At 55.3% G+C, this 16,498-nt stretch carries 17 protein-coding genes; 11 read left to right on the forward strand and 6 right to left on the reverse strand.

Annotated features, from left to right (window positions below):
- The first annotated feature begins 41 nt into the window (after nucleotides 1-41).
- From cytR to rraA, 5 genes are all read left to right on the forward strand, one after another.
- The gene (cytR, locus tag GVJ63_RS20205) at nucleotides 42-1,079 is read left to right on the forward strand and encodes a DNA-binding transcriptional regulator CytR (protein ID WP_010672069.1); all 1,038 of its coding nucleotides are present in this window, start codon (nucleotides 42-44) and stop codon (nucleotides 1,077-1,079) included.
- A 152-nt stretch (nucleotides 1,080-1,231) separates the two neighbouring features.
- The gene (ftsN, locus tag GVJ63_RS20210) at nucleotides 1,232-2,230 is read left to right on the forward strand and encodes a cell division protein FtsN (RefSeq protein WP_033759196.1); all 999 of its coding nucleotides are present in this window, start codon (nucleotides 1,232-1,234) and stop codon (nucleotides 2,228-2,230) included.
- A gap of 88 nt (nucleotides 2,231-2,318) precedes the next feature.
- Nucleotides 2,319-2,849, forward strand: coding sequence for an ATP-dependent protease subunit HslV (hslV, locus tag GVJ63_RS20215; RefSeq protein WP_010258174.1), 531 nt, complete (start codon nucleotides 2,319-2,321; stop codon nucleotides 2,847-2,849).
- A 10-nt stretch (nucleotides 2,850-2,859) separates the two neighbouring features.
- On the forward strand, nucleotides 2,860-4,197 hold the full coding sequence (gene hslU, locus GVJ63_RS20220; RefSeq protein WP_010258177.1) for an HslU--HslV peptidase ATPase subunit: 1,338 nt from the start codon (nucleotides 2,860-2,862) through the stop codon (nucleotides 4,195-4,197).
- A gap of 158 nt (nucleotides 4,198-4,355) precedes the next feature.
- Nucleotides 4,356-4,841 (forward strand): ribonuclease E activity regulator RraA, encoded by a 486-nt coding sequence (gene rraA, locus GVJ63_RS20225; RefSeq protein ID WP_009088032.1) that lies wholly within the window; start codon nucleotides 4,356-4,358, stop codon nucleotides 4,839-4,841.
- A 53-nt stretch (nucleotides 4,842-4,894) separates the two neighbouring features.
- On the opposite strand, the gene zapB is transcribed toward rraA, so the two are convergent.
- A complete protein-coding gene (zapB, locus tag GVJ63_RS20230) occupies nucleotides 4,895-5,134 on the reverse strand; it encodes a cell division protein ZapB (protein WP_003851242.1) in 240 nt (79 codons plus the stop codon).
- A 405-nt stretch (nucleotides 5,135-5,539) separates the two neighbouring features.
- Here zapB and GVJ63_RS20235 point away from each other — a divergent pair, with 405 nt between their 5' ends.
- The 3 genes from GVJ63_RS20235 (at nucleotide 5,540) to glpX (ending at nucleotide 9,043) form a co-directional block, all read left to right on the forward strand.
- Nucleotides 5,540-6,394, forward strand: a complete 855-nt coding sequence (locus GVJ63_RS20235) for an MIP/aquaporin family protein (RefSeq protein ID WP_010258182.1) — start codon at nucleotides 5,540-5,542, stop codon at nucleotides 6,392-6,394.
- 30 nt (nucleotides 6,395-6,424) lie between these two features.
- Nucleotides 6,425-7,936: a glycerol kinase GlpK gene (glpK, locus tag GVJ63_RS20240; protein WP_010672072.1), complete on the forward strand. Its 1,512-nt coding sequence runs from the start codon at nucleotides 6,425-6,427 to the stop codon at nucleotides 7,934-7,936.
- Between the two features lie 96 nt (nucleotides 7,937-8,032).
- Nucleotides 8,033-9,043, forward strand: coding sequence for a class II fructose-bisphosphatase (gene glpX, locus GVJ63_RS20245; RefSeq protein WP_010258186.1), 1,011 nt, complete (start codon nucleotides 8,033-8,035; stop codon nucleotides 9,041-9,043).
- Here the strand turns inward: glpX and emrD are convergent.
- Nucleotides 9,033-10,226, reverse strand: a complete 1,194-nt coding sequence (gene emrD, locus GVJ63_RS20250) for a multidrug efflux MFS transporter EmrD (RefSeq protein WP_159227300.1) — start codon at nucleotides 10,224-10,226, stop codon at nucleotides 9,033-9,035. The genes glpX and emrD overlap by 11 nt on opposite strands.
- 273 nt (nucleotides 10,227-10,499) lie before the next feature.
- Here emrD and fpr point away from each other — a divergent pair, with 273 nt between their 5' ends.
- Entirely contained in the window at nucleotides 10,500-11,246 is a 747-nt protein-coding gene (gene fpr, locus GVJ63_RS20255) for a ferredoxin--NADP(+) reductase (RefSeq protein ID WP_033786469.1), read from the forward strand.
- On the opposite strand, the gene GVJ63_RS20260 is transcribed toward fpr, so the two are convergent.
- Nucleotides 11,237-11,671: a DUF805 domain-containing protein gene (locus GVJ63_RS20260; protein WP_010258192.1), complete on the reverse strand. Its 435-nt coding sequence runs from the start codon at nucleotides 11,669-11,671 to the stop codon at nucleotides 11,237-11,239. The genes fpr and GVJ63_RS20260 overlap by 10 nt on opposite strands.
- Before the next feature lie 98 nt (nucleotides 11,672-11,769).
- Between GVJ63_RS20260 and GVJ63_RS20265 the strand changes: the two genes are divergently transcribed.
- Both GVJ63_RS20265 and tpiA read left to right on the forward strand, forming a co-directional pair.
- On the forward strand, nucleotides 11,770-12,360 hold the full coding sequence (locus GVJ63_RS20265) for a DUF1454 family protein (RefSeq protein WP_033773144.1): 591 nt from the start codon (nucleotides 11,770-11,772) through the stop codon (nucleotides 12,358-12,360).
- 120 nt (nucleotides 12,361-12,480) lie between these two features.
- Nucleotides 12,481-13,248 carry a triose-phosphate isomerase gene (gene tpiA, locus GVJ63_RS20270; protein ID WP_033759211.1) on the forward strand — a complete coding sequence of 256 codons (768 nt, stop codon included), beginning with the start codon at nucleotides 12,481-12,483 and terminating at the stop codon, nucleotides 13,246-13,248.
- A 27-nt stretch (nucleotides 13,249-13,275) separates the two neighbouring features.
- Here the strand turns inward: tpiA and GVJ63_RS20275 are convergent, their stop codons facing one another.
- From GVJ63_RS20275 to pfkA, 3 genes are all read right to left on the reverse strand, one after another.
- Nucleotides 13,276-14,049: a CDP-diacylglycerol diphosphatase gene (locus GVJ63_RS20275; protein ID WP_061704410.1), complete on the reverse strand. Its 774-nt coding sequence runs from the start codon at nucleotides 14,047-14,049 to the stop codon at nucleotides 13,276-13,278.
- Nucleotides 14,050-14,211: 162 nt separating this feature from the next.
- Nucleotides 14,212-15,201 (reverse strand): sulfate ABC transporter substrate-binding protein, encoded by a 990-nt coding sequence (locus tag GVJ63_RS20280; RefSeq protein WP_010258203.1) that lies wholly within the window; start codon nucleotides 15,199-15,201, stop codon nucleotides 14,212-14,214.
- Nucleotides 15,202-15,344: 143 nt separating this feature from the next.
- On the reverse strand, nucleotides 15,345-16,307 hold the full coding sequence (pfkA, locus tag GVJ63_RS20285) for a 6-phosphofructokinase (protein WP_003851263.1): 963 nt from the start codon (nucleotides 16,305-16,307) through the stop codon (nucleotides 15,345-15,347).
- Nucleotides 16,308-16,498 lie beyond the last annotated feature (191 nt).

Raw genomic sequence — 16,498 nt, forward strand, 5'->3', positions numbered from 1 at the left:
GAAACAGAATTGAACGCGCCATAACGCGTCAGGAGCATGTGTTGGAGCAGAATCAACAACCGCCCGCCGCCACGATGAAAGATGTTGCGGAACATGCGGGCGTCTCAACCGCCACCGTATCGCGTGCGCTGATGAATCCGGAGAAGGTTTCTGCGGCCACCCGCCAGAAAGTCGAGCAGGCGGTTGCCGCCGTCGGCTACGCGGCACATGGCCCCACGCGCAACGCCCGTCGTAATGAGACGCGTACCATCCTGGTCATTGTCCCTGACATCTGCGATCCCTTCTTTAGTGAAATCATCCGAGGCGTTGAAGTTACGGCAGCCGAAGAGGGCTATCTGGTGCTGATTGGTGACTGCGCGCATCAGAATCAGCAGGAGAGAACTTTTCTCAACCTGATGGTGACGCGACAGATCGATGGCATGGTGCTGCTCGGCTCAAAGTTGCCTTTTGATGCCAGCATTGATGAGCAACGCAACTTGCCGCCTATGGTAATGGCGAATGAGTTTGCGCCGGAAATGTCACTGCCCACTGTCCACATCGATAACCTGACCGCCGCATTTGAAGCGGTAAATCATTTACTGCAGTTGGGTCACACACATATCGCCTGTATCGCCGGGCCGGAAGAGATGCCGCTCTGCCAGTATCGTTTGCAGGGGTATGTCCAGGCGATGCGTCGCAGCGGGCTGACGGTCGATCCCACCTATATTGTGCGCGGTGACTTCACATTTGAAGCGGGCGTTGCCGCCATGAATCAGCTGATGACCTTGCCGCAACCGCCGCGCGCGCTCTTCTGCCACAGCGATATTATGGCACTTGGGGCGATGAATCAGGCACGGCGCTGCGGACTGCGGATACCGGAGGACCTCTCTGTGGTCGGATTCGATGACATTGAGCTATCACGTTACTGCGAGCCGCCGTTGACCACGGTCACGCAGCCACGTTACCAGATAGGCCGGGAAGCGATGCTTCTGCTGCTGGATGAGTTAAATGGCAAACGGGTCATCAGCGGATCGCGGCTGCTGGATGCCGGTTTAACCATTCGTGGCAGCACGGCGCGAGCAAAAAAGCGTGAAAAATAAGCGTATTTGTCTGATTTTTTCAGTAGATTCTTAAGGCGAACACTGCTGGTCAAAGTTCCGACCCTTAAGTAACATGGCGGACTCCTTGCCGGGCGCGTAAAAATCATCATTTCGCCCATCTGGCACTATTTTTGAAGGGTATAAGAACGAGAGTGGCACAAAAAGATTACGTAGGCCGCGGGCGTTCAACAGGGACGCGTCGCAAAAAAAGCCCCAGCCGTGGCAAGAAGAGCAAAGGCGGTTCGGGAACATCTAAATTGATGATTGTACTGGCGGTCGCAGTGTTGGTGACCTTTGCCGGTGGTTTATGGTTCCTGGCGCATCACAAAAAAGAGGACGTGCCGGTCATTACGGATCATAAAGCCAACGGCAATGGCCTGCCGCCGAAGCCAGAAGAGCGCTGGAAATATATTAAAGAGCTGGAGAACCGTCAGGTCACTGTGCCGACACCTATCGAACCCTCTTCGGGTGGCGAAGTGAAGTCGCAGACACAGCTGACCGACGAGCAGCGCCAGTTGCTGGAGCAGATGCAGGCGGATATGCGTCAGCAGCCGACGCAGCTCAACGAAGTGCCGTGGAACGAACAGACGCCGGCGCAACGTCAGCAGACACTGCAGCATCAGCAGCAGTTGCAACAACTGCAGCGTCAGCAGCAGCAGGTTCAGCAACAACAGCAGCAGCAACAGGTTCAGCAGCAACGTCAGCAGTTGCAGGCTCAGCAGCAACAGCAACGCCAGCAGCAGTTGCAGCAACAACAACAGCGCCAGCAACAGCAGCAATTACAACAACAGCAACGTCAGCAGCAGCAGCAGCAGCAGCAAAACGTACAGCGCCAGACGCAGCCAGCACCTGTTACGCGTGAACCGGAAGTGCAGCCAAAACCGCAGGAGACCGCGAAAGCGAAACCGGCGGAGAAAGCCTCTTCGCAGCGCTGGATGGTGCAGTGTGGTTCGTTTAAGGGCACTGACCAGGCTGAATCGGTGCGCGCTGGCTTAGCCTTTGAAGGATTTGAAAGCCGTATTACCACCGGTGGCGGCTGGAATCGTGTGGTTATCGGTCCTTATAAAGACCGCGCCTCCGCTGACAGCACCCTGAAGCGCCTGCGCAGTTCCGGACACTCCAGCTGTATTCCGCTCTCCGTCGGGGGTTGAAACCCGTCAAACCCGCCCCATATCTGTTGCATGATACTCCGCGCCCGGTGCGCGGAGTCCTTTTCCGACTGCAACAAGGGGTCTGCCCGTGACAACAATAGTAAGTGTACGACGCAACGGCCAGGTAGTGATTGGCGGTGATGGCCAGGCTACGCTCGGCAATACCGTGATGAAAGGCAACGTTAAAAAAGTGCGTCGTTTATACAACGATAAAGTGATTGCCGGATTTGCTGGCGGCACCGCAGACGCCTTCACCCTGTTTGAACTTTTCGAACGTAAACTGGAAATGCATCAGGGCCATCTGGTGAAAGCTGCGGTGGAACTGGCTAAAGACTGGCGTACTGACCGTATGCTGCGTCGCCTTGAAGCCTTACTGGCCGTCGCAGATGAATCAGCTTCACTGATCATCAGCGGTAACGGTGACGTCATCCAGCCTGAAAACGATCTGATCGCCATCGGCTCCGGTGGGCCTTTCGCCCAGGCAGCGGCACGTGCGCTGCTGGAGAATACCGAGATGGGCGCACGCGACATCGTCGAAAAGTCGCTGAATATCGCGGGTGATATCTGCATCTACACTAACCACAACGTTAATTTCGAAGAATTAACGTCTAAGTCGTAAGGGTATAAATATGTCTGAGATGACTCCTCGCGAAATCGTCAGCGAACTGAACCGCTTTATCATCGGCCAGGAGAGCGCTAAGCGCGCCGTGGCTATTGCACTGCGTAACCGCTGGCGCCGCATGCAGCTCGACGAAGAGCTGCGCCATGAAGTGACCCCTAAAAATATCCTGATGATCGGTCCGACCGGTGTCGGTAAAACCGAGATCGCGCGTCGTCTGGCTAAGCTGGCCAATGCGCCGTTTATCAAAGTAGAGGCGACCAAATTTACCGAAGTCGGTTATGTCGGTAAGGAAGTGGACTCTATCATTCGTGACCTGACCGATTCGGCCATTAAGATGGTGCGCAGTCAGGCGATTGAAAAGAACAAATATCGTGCCGAAGAGATGGCGGAAGAGCGCATTCTTGATGTGCTGATTCCACCAGCAAAAAACAACTGGGGCCAGTCAGAGCAGAGCGCTGAACCCTCTGCAGCACGCCAGTCGTTCCGCAAGAAGCTGCGCGAAGGCCAGCTGGACGATAAAGAGATTGAGATCGACCTGGCCGCCAGCAGCCCTGGCGTCGAAATCATGGCCCCTCCGGGCATGGAAGAGATGACCAGCCAGCTGCAGTCAATGTTCCAGAACCTCGGCGGCCAGAAGCAGAAAGCCCGCAAGCTGAAGATCAAAGAAGCGATGAAGCTGCTGATCGAAGAAGAAGCGGCCAAACTGGTTAACCCGGAAGAGCTTAAGCAGGACGCGATTGATGCCGTTGAGCAGCACGGTATCGTGTTTATCGATGAGATCGACAAAATCTGTAAGCGCGGCGGCCAGAATGCCGGCGGCCCGGATGTCTCACGCGAAGGCGTTCAGCGCGACCTGCTGCCGCTGGTGGAAGGCTGCACCGTCTCCACCAAGCATGGTATGGTGAAAACGGACCACATTCTGTTTATCGCCTCAGGCGCGTTCCAGGTTGCCAGCCCTTCCGATCTGATCCCGGAACTGCAGGGTCGTCTGCCCATCCGTGTTGAGCTGCAGGCGCTGACCGTGAACGATTTCCAGCGCATCCTGACCGAGCCGAATGCCTCGATTACCGTGCAGTACAAAGCCCTGATGAATACCGAGGGCGTGAACATTGAGTTCACCGAAGAGGGTATTCGCCGGATCGCTGAAGCCGCATGGCAGGTCAATGAAACCACCGAAAACATCGGTGCGCGCCGTCTGCATACTGTGCTGGAGCGTCTGATGGAAGATATTTCGTATGACGCCAGCGATCGTCATGGTGAATCCGTTACCATCGATGCTGACTATGTCGGTAAACATCTGGATGAACTGGTGGCTGACGAAGACCTTAGCCGCTTCATTCTCTGATCCACTGATTCAGCGCTTTTCAGAAGCCCAGCCCACCCGGCTGGGCTTTTTTATGCATGTTCTTGATCGAACGATGCTTTTTTCCTACTGATGATTTTGCCAACAATCTGCATATAGCGATATACTTACCCTTCCTGTGGCAAACAGACGAAACCCTTATGAAATACGATACATCTGAACTCTGCGATATCTACCATGAAGAAGTGAATGTTGTTGAACCGCTTTTTTCAAATTTTGGTGGGCGCACTTCATTCGGTGGTCAGATTACCACAGTGAAATGCTTTGAAGACAACGGCTTACTCTACGATCTGCTGGAAGAGAATGGCCGGGGTCGGGTACTGGTGATTGATGGCGGCGGCTCAGTGCGCCGTGCACTGGTGGATGCGCAGCTGGCACGTCTGGCGGCAACCAACGAGTGGGAAGGTCTGGTGATTTACGGTTCGGTACGCCAGGTTGATGAGCTGGAAGAGCTGGAGATTGGCATTCAGGCAATTGCCGCGATTCCGGCAGGCGCTGCGGGTGAAGGAATTGGCGAAAGCGATGTGCGCGTCAATTTCGGCGGCGTCACCTTCTTCTCCGGCGACCATCTCTATGCCGACAACACCGGTATCATTCTGTCAGAGGATGCACTGGACCTCGAATAGGCCAGATATGAAAACGGGTGCCTGAGCACCCGTTTTTCACATCAGCTGAGGCTTCAAACCTCTTCCATTTTTCCCAGCAATGCACGCAGACGTTCCTGCCACACGTGTTGCTCTTCTTTCAGGTGCTGATTTTCACGCATCAGCGCATCGTGGTTGCCCGCGACTTGTTGCGCATCGTTACGCAGTGAGTTGTTCTGCTCTTTCAGCTCTTCGATTTCCATCTGCAACAGGGTGATGGTATCAATCGCCTGCTGTACTTTCGCTTCCAGTTTCTCAAACACTTCAAATGACATCTTTCTGACCTCTCCTAAATTCCTGCAAGGCGTTGATGATGCCAGCTTAAGCCAGCAACGTTGTCCCGATTGTATGTAGCCTCACCCCGCAAGTCCAGCAACGCGGCCGCTGCGGGCGTAGTCTGTAACACTTTTCAGCCAATCCCTGAATTTACGCTGTGCTGACTGCGACGGCTTTCTGGTACGGGTGCGTTATCCCCGTCCTCAGGCGCGAATATTGGCTAAGGAAAGCCAGAATACGCGAAAACGCGCATTTTTATGACGCAGTACACAAAAAACGATTTCGCTATTTCTCGTTTATGTTCGTTAACGATAAATTCACACCAGCCCTACATTAAAGCTGGGTGCCTCATGGAATGAGAACAAAAACTGATAAAATTTAACCTCGCTTCAGGAACCACTATTATGAGTCAGACAACTAACACGCTCAAAGGTCAGTGTATTGCCGAATTTCTGGGGACAGGCTTGATTATTTTCTTTGGCGCAGGCTGTGTGGCTGCACTGAAACTCGCCGGTGCCGCCTTCGGTCAGTGGGAAATCTGCATCATCTGGGGTCTTGGCGTTTCCATGGCCGCCTACCTTACCGCAGGCATTTCGGGCGCGCACCTGAACCCGGCAATCACCGTTGCACTCTGCCTGTTTGCTAATTTTGAAGGACGTAAAGTTCTGCCTTATATCGTATCGCAGATTGCCGGTGCCTTTTGTGCCGCGGCGCTGGTATACGGTCTCTACTACAGCCTGTTTTTTGATTATGAGCAGAGCCACCAGATGGTGCGCGGCACGGTTGAAAGTCTCGACCTGGCAGGCATCTTCTCAACCTACCCTAATCCACATATCGGTGTCGGCCAGGCCTTCCTGGTTGAGATGGTCATCACTGCAGTATTAATGGCGGTCATTATGGGTCTGACGGATGACGGCAACGGCATTCCACGTGGCCCACTGGCTCCACTGCTGATTGGCCTGCTGGTTGCGGTTATCGGTGGCTCCATGGGTCCTCTGACCGGCTTCGCCCTTAACCCGGCTCGTGATTTCGGACCGAAGATCTTCGCATGGCTGGCAGGCTGGGGTAACGTTGCCTTTACCGGTGGTCGTGACATCCCTTACTTCCTCGTGCCGATTTTTGGCCCGCTGGTCGGTGCCTGCCTGGGTGCAGTAGGTTATCGCACACTGATTGGTCGCTACCTGCCAGGTACCGCCCAGGAACCTGCAAGCGTTCCAGCAGACAAACCGGTTGCACGCGCTCAGCAGCGTAAAGCGTAAGTTTCACCTTTTATCATCAGGACAGAATTTATGACTACCACAGATAAAAAATATATTGTCGCGCTCGATCAGGGCACAACCAGCTCCCGCGCCGTCGTTCTCGACCACGACTCTAATATCGTCGCGGTATCGCAGCGCGAATTCACCCAGATCTACCCGAAAGCGGGCTGGGTTGAACATGATCCAATGGATATCTGGGCTTCACAAAGCTCAACGCTGGTTGAAGTGCTGGCCCATGCCGACATCCGCTCTGATGAGATTGCGGCAATCGGTATCACCAACCAGCGCGAAACCGCTATCGTCTGGGAAAAAGAGACCGGTAAGCCGATCTACAACGCCATCGTCTGGCAGGATCCCCGCACCGCCGACTACTGTCACAAACTGAAGAAAGAGGGTCTGGAAGAGTATATCCAGCACACCACCGGTCTGGTGATTAACCCTTACTTCTCCGGAACCAAAGTGAAGTGGATCCTGGATCACGTTGAAGGCTCTCGTGAGCGAGCAAAACGTGGCGAGCTGCTGTTTGGTACCGTCGATACCTGGCTGGTCTGGAAAATGACCCAGGGCCGCGTGCATATCACCGACTATACCAACGCCTCCCGTACCATGATGTTTAACATCCATAAGCTGGAGTGGGATCAGCGTATGCTGGATATCCTGGATATCCCGCGTGAAATGCTGCCAGAAGTGAAGTCCTCTTCTGAAGTCTATGGTCAGACCAACATCGGTGGTAAAGGCGGTACACGTATTCCAATCGCCGGTATTGCCGGTGACCAGCAGGCTGCGCTGTATGGCCAGCTCTGTGTTCAGCCTGGCATGGCGAAAAACACCTACGGCACCGGCTGCTTTATGCTGATGAACACCGGTACTGAAGCGGTAACTTCAACGCACGGCCTGCTGACCACTATCGCCTGTGGCCCGCGCGGTGAAGTGAACTATGCACTGGAAGGGGCTGTGTTTATCGGTGGCGCCTCTATTCAGTGGCTGCGCGATGAGATGAAGCTGATCAGTGAAGCTGCTGACTCTGAATATTTTGCGATGAAAGTGAAAGACACCAACGGCGTTTACATGGTGCCTGCTTTCACCGGCCTGGGCGCCCCTTACTGGGACCCGTATGCCCGTGGTGCTATCTTCGGCCTGACCCGTGGTGCTAATGCTAACCACATCATCCGTGCGACGCTGGAGTCTATCGCTTATCAGACGCGCGACGTGCTGGAAGCGATGCAGAACGATGCCAACACCCGCCTGCAGGCGCTGCGTGTCGATGGTGGCGCGGTTTCCAACAACTTCCTGATGCAGTTCCAGTCAGACATCCTCGGCACCCGTGTTGAGCGTCCGGAAGTGCGTGAAGTCACCGCGCTGGGTTCTGCTTATCTGGCAGGTCTGGCCGTCGGCTTCTGGCAGGATCTGGATGAAGTCCGCTCTAAAGCAGTTATTGAGCGTGAATTCCGTCCAAGCCTGGAAACCACCGAGCGTAACTTCCGTTATGCTGGCTGGAAAAAAGCCGTAGCCCGCGCCCAGGCGTGGGAAGAACAAGAGTAATATCAATGCCCGCGACCGTTGCTGTCGCGGGCATTTTCCCCGCCCCAATGCCCCGCTGTGTTACACTGCCTGCCTGTTTTTTGTCAGGTAGATGCCATGAAACGAGAACTTGCCATTGAATTTTCCCGCGTAACCGAAGCTGCCGCCCTGGCAGGCTATCACTGGTTAGGACGCGGCGACAAAAATGCGGCTGACGGCGCGGCTGTCCATGCCATGCGTCATGTCCTCAACTCCATTGAAATCGACGGTCAGATTGTGATCGGTGAAGGCGAAATCGACGAAGCTCCGATGCTCTATATCGGTGAAAAAGTCGGTACCGGCCGCGGCGATGCGGTCGACATTGCGGTCGATCCGATTGAAGGCACCCGCATGACGGCGCTTGGCCAGGCTAACGCGCTGGCGGTGATGGCCGTAGGCGATAAGGGCAGCTTTCTGCACGCACCCGACATGTACATGGAAAAACTGATTGTTGGCCCCGCAGCGCGTGGAGAGATCGATCTTGACCTGCCGCTGGAAACCAACCTGCGTAACATCGCCATCGCGATGAATAAGCCGCTATCACAGCTAACCGTATCGATTCTGGCAAAGCCGCGTCATGACGCAGTGATCAGTCAGTTGCAGCAACTGGGCGTGCGGGTGTTTACCTTCCCGGATGGCGATGTCGCCGCCTCCATTCTGACCTGCATGCCGGACAGCGAAGTGGATGTGATGTATGGCATCGGCGGCGCACCGGAAGGCGTGGTCTCTGCGGCGGTGATCCGCGCGCTGGATGGGGATATGCAGGGCCGGTTACTGGCGCGTCACCACGTGAAAGGCGACAGCGCTGAAAACCGTCTGCTGGGTGAGCAGGAGCTGCAGCGCTGCGCAGAGATGGGGATTGAAGCGGGCAAAAAGCTGATGCTGAATGAGATGGCACGCAATGACAACGTGGTGTTTGCCGCCACCGGCATTACCAGTGGCGAACTACTGAAAGGCATTACGCGTCAGGGCAATATCGCCACCAGCGAGACCCTGCTGATTCGCGGTAAATCACGCACCATCCGCCGTATTCAGTCGATTCACTATCTCGACCGTAAAGATCCGGCGCTCCATCCCTTTATCCTGTAACCGGCTGGTTGCCGCGCTCCGGCTGACGTGAGAGCGGCAACCAGCAGAGCAGCATCACCAGCGCCGTGAAGAACATCAGCATGCCAAGGCTGAACTGATCGCGCTGCGGCATCATGGCTGACAGCCACGCCACCAGGCCCGATCCCAGATTCTGCATCCCGCCAATCAGCGCGCCCGCGCTACCCGCCAGCCAGGCATAAGGCTCCATCGCGCCTGAAGTCGCCAGCGGGAACAGCATGCCAGCCCCAAAGAAGAACAGCGCAGCCGGGACCAGCAGCGTCCAGATATTCATCACGCCGAACCATGCCGGGATCCACATCAGGATGCCCGCCAGCAGGCAGCTATTTACGCCCCACCACATCAGACTGTGCCATGAACCCTGCTCGCGACCGGCAAACCAGGCACCAAAAAACGCTGCCGGAATCGGCAGGATGAACAGGATGCTGACGGTCAGGCTGTGCAGGCCGAGCACGCCGCCCAGCAGAACGCCACAGCTCGACTCAAATACCGCAATCCCGGCCAGCGCGCCAATCAGCAGCACAATGTAGCGAACGAAATTCGCGTCGCTGAGCAGGCGGGCGTAGCGTTTAAAGAAAGGTGTCATTTCCGCACTCTGCGGTCGGGTCTCCGGCAGCCAGCGTGCCATTGAAACGGTTACCGCCAGACAAAGCAGCAGCAGAAAGGCAAAGCAGGCGTGCCAGCCAAAGAGCTGCGTCAGCAGTGCACCAATCACCGGCGCCAGCAGCGGGCTGACCAGAATGCCCATATTAAGCAGGCTGTTAGCGCGGCGCAGTGCGTGCCCCTCGTAGAGATCGCGCGGCATGGTGCGGGCCATCACGCCAGCTACGCCGGTGCCCAGTCCCTGAACAGCGCTGCCGAACACCAGCATATCGAGCGACGTCGCCATCAGTGCTGTGATTGCGCCGATCATAAAGATCATCATGCCCGCCAGAATCACCGGACGACGACCGATGCTGTCTGACAGCGGGCCATAGATCAGCTGGGATCCGCCATAGGTCATCAGATAGGCCGCCATCACACGCTGCAGCGCGCCATCCCGCACATTCAGAGCATCCGCCATCACCGACATCGCCGGGACGTAGATAGTCTGTGCCATCTGCCCTACTGCCACCAGCACAATGAGCATCACCAGCAGCGGGCGATTTTCGAGTTTAGTCATCATGATTATGCAAAATTTCTTTCTGTGAAAGGAGGTTAAAACAGCGGTTCACCCGCCAGTCATCTTGTTATGGCGGGCAAAATATCAGGATTAGATGACAAAGCGAGAGGTAAGCGAAAAGGTCCCGGCTTGCGCCTGTCAAGTTTATGGGCCAGCCTGTAAAGACAAAGTAACAGTTTGTCGATTAGAGCCTTTGCCCCGGCGCAGGCTGGCAATCTCACCGGGCAGCCGCGAAAATAGTGACCTGCCTGAATAATCAACAACCAGGGAGTGATTATGGCTGAGTGGGTCAATGCTGAAGTAAAGGAAGTGAAAAACTGGACGGATGCGCTGTTCAGTCTCCGGGTAAAAGCGCCCATCGATCCCTTTATCGCCGGGCAATTTGCCAAGCTGGCACTGGAAATCGACGGTGAGCGGGTACAGCGCGCTTACTCTTACGTCAATGCGCCGAAAGATGATCTGCTGGAGTTCTACCTGGTCACCGTGCCAGAGGGCAAACTGAGTCCACATCTGCAGACACTTCGGCCTGGCGATCAGGTGATGGTCACCAAAGAAGCGGCAGGATTCTTTGTGCTGGATGAAGTCCCTGAATGCAAAACCTTATGGATGCTGGCAACCGGCACCGCTATTGGCCCCTACCTGTCGATGCTACAGCAGGGCGAAGGGCTGGATCGCTTTGAAAACATCGTGCTGGTCCATGCTGCCCGCTATGCGGCCGACCTGAGCTTTTTGCCGCTGATGCAGCAGCTGCAACAACATTATCAAGGCAAGCTGCACATCCAGACGGTGGTGAGTCGCGAAGAGATCGCCGGTTCGCTGACTGGCCGGGTCCCGGCGTTGATCGAAAACGGTGAGCTGGAGCGCGCCACCGGGTTAAGCCTGGATGCCGACAGCAGCCATGTGATGCTGTGCGGCAACCCGCAGATGGTGCGTGATACCCAGCAATTACTGAAAGAGACGCGCGAGATGCGCAAGCACCTGAAGCGTAAGCCGGGCCATATCACCAGCGAACATTACTGGTGAGCCGTTTGCCGGTATCTCACCGGCTGAGTCGCGGTACCAAACCGGTTAGCGCCGGGGGTACCGCGAAAGAGACCGAGATCGAGCAGCAGGCCAGCCAGTAACACAAACGGAATGGCGCGACCCAACAGCCAGGGCAGTATGCCGTCCAGCATGCTCCAGTTCCCTGCCACCAGCAGCCAGGCAACAATCACCAGAAATCCCCAGTAGCCACGGCGATTACGATCGTGCAACCGTTTAACGATAACCGCGCTGGCGGGCCACAGCAGGCAGACCACGCCAAAGGCCGCCATCTGAGTATCAAGCCAGTCGTTAGCCGCTAACGCGAATAACAGGGTTGTTGTCAGCAACCAGACCGCCTGCCAGATCCAGAAATCACGTCGTCCCAGCCGGCCGCGCCAGGAAAAACACCATTGTTGTAACGTCATGCATTATCATCCAGAGAGAAGAGAACCGCTGCGGTTTTGACCTCGCGGATAAAAACCGTTTTAATTTGCGCCTGAGTTTACGGGTTAGGATCGACAAAATGAAGAATTTGCCTGGCGCACTGCTGTTATCGTTTGCGCTGACGGTTCCGGTCTTTGCCGCCGATCCGCCACCGCAGGATCGGGCCGATGCGTTGCCCACCGCCCCCTATCTGCTGGCGGGCGCTCCCACCTTTGATATGACTATCGGCCAGTTCCGCGAAAAGTATAATCAGGCCAACGGGGCGCTGATGCTGCCGGAATATCGCGCCATTGATAATCGGGGTGACAAAAGCACCCTGACGCGCGCCGCCAGCAAAATCAATGAAACTCTCTATGCGTCTACCGCGCTGGAGCCCGGTACCGGCAAAATTAAGACGCTGCAGATTACCTGGCTACCGTTGCCAGGTCCGGATCAGAACGCCTCACAGCAAAAAGCGCTGGCCTACATGACCGCCATGTTGCGCTTCTTTGTACCGGGACTGAGCGCCGATGAGGGACGTAAAAAGCTGGAGGGTTTGCTGAAGCAAGGTAAGGATTTACCCTATTTTGCGCAGGTCGAGGGCGCGTTGCGTTTTGTGGTGGCTGACAACGGCGACAAGGGGCTGACCTTCGCCATTGAGCCGGTCAAACTGGCGCTCGCCAGCCCCTGATGATGAGGCCGAAAATGACGAAAAGCAAAGCCATCGCTACATTTGATCTCTATACTGTCTGGCAGACAACGCTGCCAGCTGGCAGCGATTTTTCATGTATCGCTTTATGCGGAGGATAGAATGCGACATCCACTGGTTATGGGTAACTGGAAGTTGAATGGCAGCAAGCAGATCACAGCTGAACTGATCGCTGGTCTGCGCAAGGAACTGTCTGGCGTTGAGGGTTGTGGCGTCGCCATTGCACCGCCAGCTCTCTATCTCGAGCAGGCAAAACACGCCATCTCCGGTAGCCACATCGCACTGGGTGCGCAGAACGTAGACGTTAACCTGTCTGGTGCGTTTACCGGTGAAGTTTCCGCAGAGATGCTGAAAGATATCGGCGCGAAATATATCATTATCGGTCACTCAGAGCGCCGCACTTACCACAAAGAGAGCGACGAATTCATCGCGAAGAAATACGCAGTGCTGAAGTCAGTGGGCCTGGTACCGGTGCTGTGCATTGGTGAAACCGAAGCGGAAAACGAAGCGGGTAAAACCGAAGAAGTCTGCGCTCGTCAGCTGGATGCCGTTCTGGAAAGTCAGGGCGCAGAAGCGTTTAAAGATGCGGTCATCGCTTATGAGCCAGTCTGGGCCATCGGTACCGGCAAATCTGCCACCCCTGCTCAGGCTCAGGCCGTTCACAAATTCATTCGTGACCATATCGCGAAGAAAGATGCGGCTATCGCAGAACAGGTCATCATCCAGTACGGCGGCTCAGTTAACGATAAAAATGCGGCTGAGCTCTTCACCCAGCCTGACATCGATGGCGCGCTGGTTGGCGGTGCTTCACTGAAAGCGGACGCTTTCGCTGTGATCGTTAAAGCTGCTGCGGCTGCAAAAAGCGCCTAAGCAGTAAACGTACCGATTAAAGGCGGCTTAAGCCGCCTTTTTTATGGGCGCTATCAGCTGACAGGCGTGATCCTGTACCTCCTCCGCCGAACCGCTGTTCAGCAGCAGCCAGTTTCGCTCTATCGCCATCAGCACCAGTCGTCCATCACTTAATTCAGCCAGTGCCAGCCCATATTTCCCCATCTCGCTGCGCGCCTCTGGCCGCTCATTGGCCAGTCGGATAAACGCACTCTGCCGGGTCAGCTCGTCCGGGGTCAATGCACGCAGCCAGTAGCGGTGCTTACGCAGCGTGATGCTCTGCCACCGCCCGCTAAGCTGCGGCGTCAGCTGATCAAGCTGCTGACGCACATCGGGTCGCAGGCAGGAGATATGAATATGGAGCTGATTCTGCGTGCGGCCATACTGTGAATTGATAGCCAGTGACAGAACCCGATCATCAATAGGTGAGCCGCGTCGCTGCGCAAGCAGAGTCCGCTCATCCCAGGCAAGGGCAAAGTAGTTGGGCGTAGCGGATTGCAGTAACCGCGGGCTTTCGATGCCGGTGATCCTGTCGAGCGGGATCAGCAGATACTGCAACGGCCCGTGCATATCTTTCAGCATGGCATAGCGATGCCGCTGATCGACGCGCTGACAGGGCGCAGGTTCTCCACCACTCTGCTGGTGAGGCAGACATTTCTCGCTGACGATCTGCCACAACGCATCACTGTTCTTTTTGAAATGCAGTGCGGCAGCCAGCATCCCCGCAATGACCAGTACCAGCAGAACCGCAACCAGGCGGGTTGCACGACGATGTGTCGGCATAACAACGCTTCCTGAATGGCTTAGCAGCCTGCATCCTCGCCTGGCGAGAAAAAAATGTCACGGGGAATTCTGGCAGATAACCCAGCGGCTGGGCGGAGAAGGAGAAAAGGCGTGGTTGTGGGGGATAAGCGGTCAGCGCAGGAATGCGCTGACCGCAACACATTACGGTTTCATGACCTGGTCATAGCTGCCGCCATCGGCGAAGTGGGCTTTCTGAGCCTGTGTCCAGCCACCAAACTTGTCCTGAATGGTAAACAGCTTCACTGGCGCAAAGGTGCTGGCGAATTTCTTCGCGACTTCAGCATCACGCGGACGGTAGTAGTTCTGTGCAGCGATAGTCTGGCCTTCTGGCGAGTAGAGGTATTTCAGATAAGCGTCGGCGACTTTACGCGTCCCCTTTTCATCTACCACTTTATCGACCACCGACACGGTCGGTTCCGCCAGAATCGATTCGCTCGGAGTGACAATCTCGAACTTGTCTTTGCCCAGCTTGTTAACCGCCAGATAGGCTTCGTTTTCCCAGGCGATCAGCACATCACCAATCCCGCGTTCAACGAAGGTGTTGGTTGCGCCGCGTGCGCCGGAATCCTGCACTTCAACGTTTTTAAACAGCGCTCTGACGTAAGCCAGCGCTTTAGCCTGATCGCCGTTGTTATGATCCAGCGCCCAGCCCCAGGCCGCCAGATAGTTCCAGCGTGCGCCGCCGGACGTTTTCGGGTTAGGGGTAATAACAGATACGCCTGGCTTCGTCAGGTCGCTCCAGTCATGGATGCCTTTAGGGTTATCTTTACGAACCAGGAAGACAATGGTCGAGGTGTAGGGCGCAGAGTTGTCCGGCAGACGCTGAATCCAGTTTTTATCAATACGACCGCGTTCTGCAATGGCATCAACATCCGATTGCAACGCCAGTGTGACTACATCCGCCCGAATGCCGTTAATCACGGAGGTTGCCTGCTTACCGGAACCGCCATGCGACTGACGGACCACGACATTATCGCCGGTTTCCTGTTTGTAGTGCGCACTGAACGCTTTGTTGTACTGTTCGTACAGCTCACGCGTTGGATCGTAGGAAACGTTTAACAGCTGAATGTCTTTCGCCAGAACGCTGGTTGAGGCCAGCAACAGGGTAACGCCGATACTCCACTTGTTCATTACGCACTCTCCCAATGTCGTTATGGGCTAAGCGTGACATAAACCAATACAGAGCTAAAAGAATTAAAAATAAGCTGTTATAACCATGGGGAATATAGAGGCGGGGTGCCGGGGCGCGCCAGGTCGCACACCCCGAAGAGGAATTAATAGAGTTTTTTCGCGGTGTCGAGCCAGTCGCGTTTGAACGGACGCTTCATATTTTCAATGGCGTCGACGATGTCGTGATGCACCATCTTCTCGTTCTGAATACCCACGCAACGGCCGCCGTAACCCTGCATCAGCAGTTCAATGGAGTAGGCCCCCATGCGTGAGGCCAGAATACGGTCATACGCACAAGGTGCACCGCCACGCTGAATGTGGCCCAGAACGGTAGAACGGGTTTCACGCTTGGTTTCTGTTTCGATGAAACGCGCCAGATCGTCGATATCGCAGATGTGCTCGGTAATCGCCACGATAGCGTGCTTTTTACCTTTGGCGATGCCCGCTTTGATTTCCGCTACCAGCTCTTCACGAGTATACGGGAACTCAGGCAGTACGATGAACTCACAGCCACCCGCAATGGCGGCCGCCAGTGTCAGATCGCCACAGTAGCGACCCATCACTTCCACAATCGAAATACGCTGATGCGATGAAGAGGTATCACGCAGGCGGTCAATCGCTTCAACCACAGTTTCCAGCGCAGTGAAATAACCGATAGTGTAATCCGTTCCGGCAACGTCGTTATCGATGGTGCCTGGCAGACCAATGCACGGGAAGCCCATTTCAGTCAGGCGCTTAGCCCCCATGTAGGAACCGTCACCACCAATAACAACCAGCGCATCAATGCCGCGCTTTTTCATGTTCTCAATGGCAACCTGACGCACATCTTCATTACGGAATTCAGGGAAGCGTGCTGAGCCCAGGAAAGTGCCGCCGCGGTTAATCATGTCGGAAACGCTGTAGCGATCAAGATTGATCATGCGATCTTCGTACAATCCCAGGTAACCGTCATAGATCCCAAAAACTTCCAGTCCTTCACTCAGCGCGGAACGCACCACGCCACGAATAGCTGCGTTCATGCCTGGGGCGTCACCGCCGCTGGTTAATACACCAATTTTTTTGATCATGACAACCTCTGGATTGTTCAAAACTAAGGGTTAATCCTGCCTGTCGATCGCTGCTGAAGCTCATTTTACGACTCGCGCGACACGTGATGGCAGATAGTATATCAAAGGCTTGCTGCTGAATTGATTCAGGTCAGACAACTTTTCACTATTTTTTGCAGCAATGTTAGCGTTACGTCATCCCTGCCGTATCG

Source organism: Pantoea sp. 18059 (genome assembly GCF_902706165.1).
GTDB lineage: Bacteria > Pseudomonadota > Gammaproteobacteria > Enterobacterales > Enterobacteriaceae > Pantoea > Pantoea agglomerans.

Bases quoted from the DNA above. Each gene is read 5' to 3' on its own strand.
- hslU (WP_010258177.1), top strand. From the start codon at position 2,860: ATGTCTGAGATGACTCCTCGCGAAATCGTCAGCGAACTGAACCGCTTT.
- rraA (WP_009088032.1), top strand. From the start codon at position 4,356: ATGAAATACGATACATCTGAACTCTGCGATATCTACCATGAAGAAGTG.
- zapB (WP_003851242.1), bottom strand. From the start codon at position 5,134: ATGTCATTTGAAGTGTTTGAGAAACTGGAAGCGAAAGTACAGCAGGCG.
- GVJ63_RS20235 (WP_010258182.1), top strand. From the start codon at position 5,540: ATGAGTCAGACAACTAACACGCTCAAAGGTCAGTGTATTGCCGAATTT.
- glpK (WP_010672072.1), top strand. From the start codon at position 6,425: ATGACTACCACAGATAAAAAATATATTGTCGCGCTCGATCAGGGCACA.
- glpX (WP_010258186.1), top strand. From the start codon at position 8,033: ATGAAACGAGAACTTGCCATTGAATTTTCCCGCGTAACCGAAGCTGCC.
- emrD (WP_159227300.1), bottom strand. From the start codon at position 10,226: ATGATGACTAAACTCGAAAATCGCCCGCTGCTGGTGATGCTCATTGTG.
- fpr (WP_033786469.1), top strand. From the start codon at position 10,500: ATGGCTGAGTGGGTCAATGCTGAAGTAAAGGAAGTGAAAAACTGGACG.
- GVJ63_RS20260 (WP_010258192.1), bottom strand. From the start codon at position 11,671: ATGACGTTACAACAATGGTGTTTTTCCTGGCGCGGCCGGCTGGGACGA.
- GVJ63_RS20265 (WP_033773144.1), top strand. From the start codon at position 11,770: ATGAAGAATTTGCCTGGCGCACTGCTGTTATCGTTTGCGCTGACGGTT.
- tpiA (WP_033759211.1), top strand. From the start codon at position 12,481: ATGCGACATCCACTGGTTATGGGTAACTGGAAGTTGAATGGCAGCAAG.
- GVJ63_RS20275 (WP_061704410.1), bottom strand. From the start codon at position 14,049: ATGCCGACACATCGTCGTGCAACCCGCCTGGTTGCGGTTCTGCTGGTA.
- GVJ63_RS20280 (WP_010258203.1), bottom strand. From the start codon at position 15,201: ATGAACAAGTGGAGTATCGGCGTTACCCTGTTGCTGGCCTCAACCAGC.
- pfkA (WP_003851263.1), bottom strand. From the start codon at position 16,307: ATGATCAAAAAAATTGGTGTATTAACCAGCGGCGGTGACGCCCCAGGC.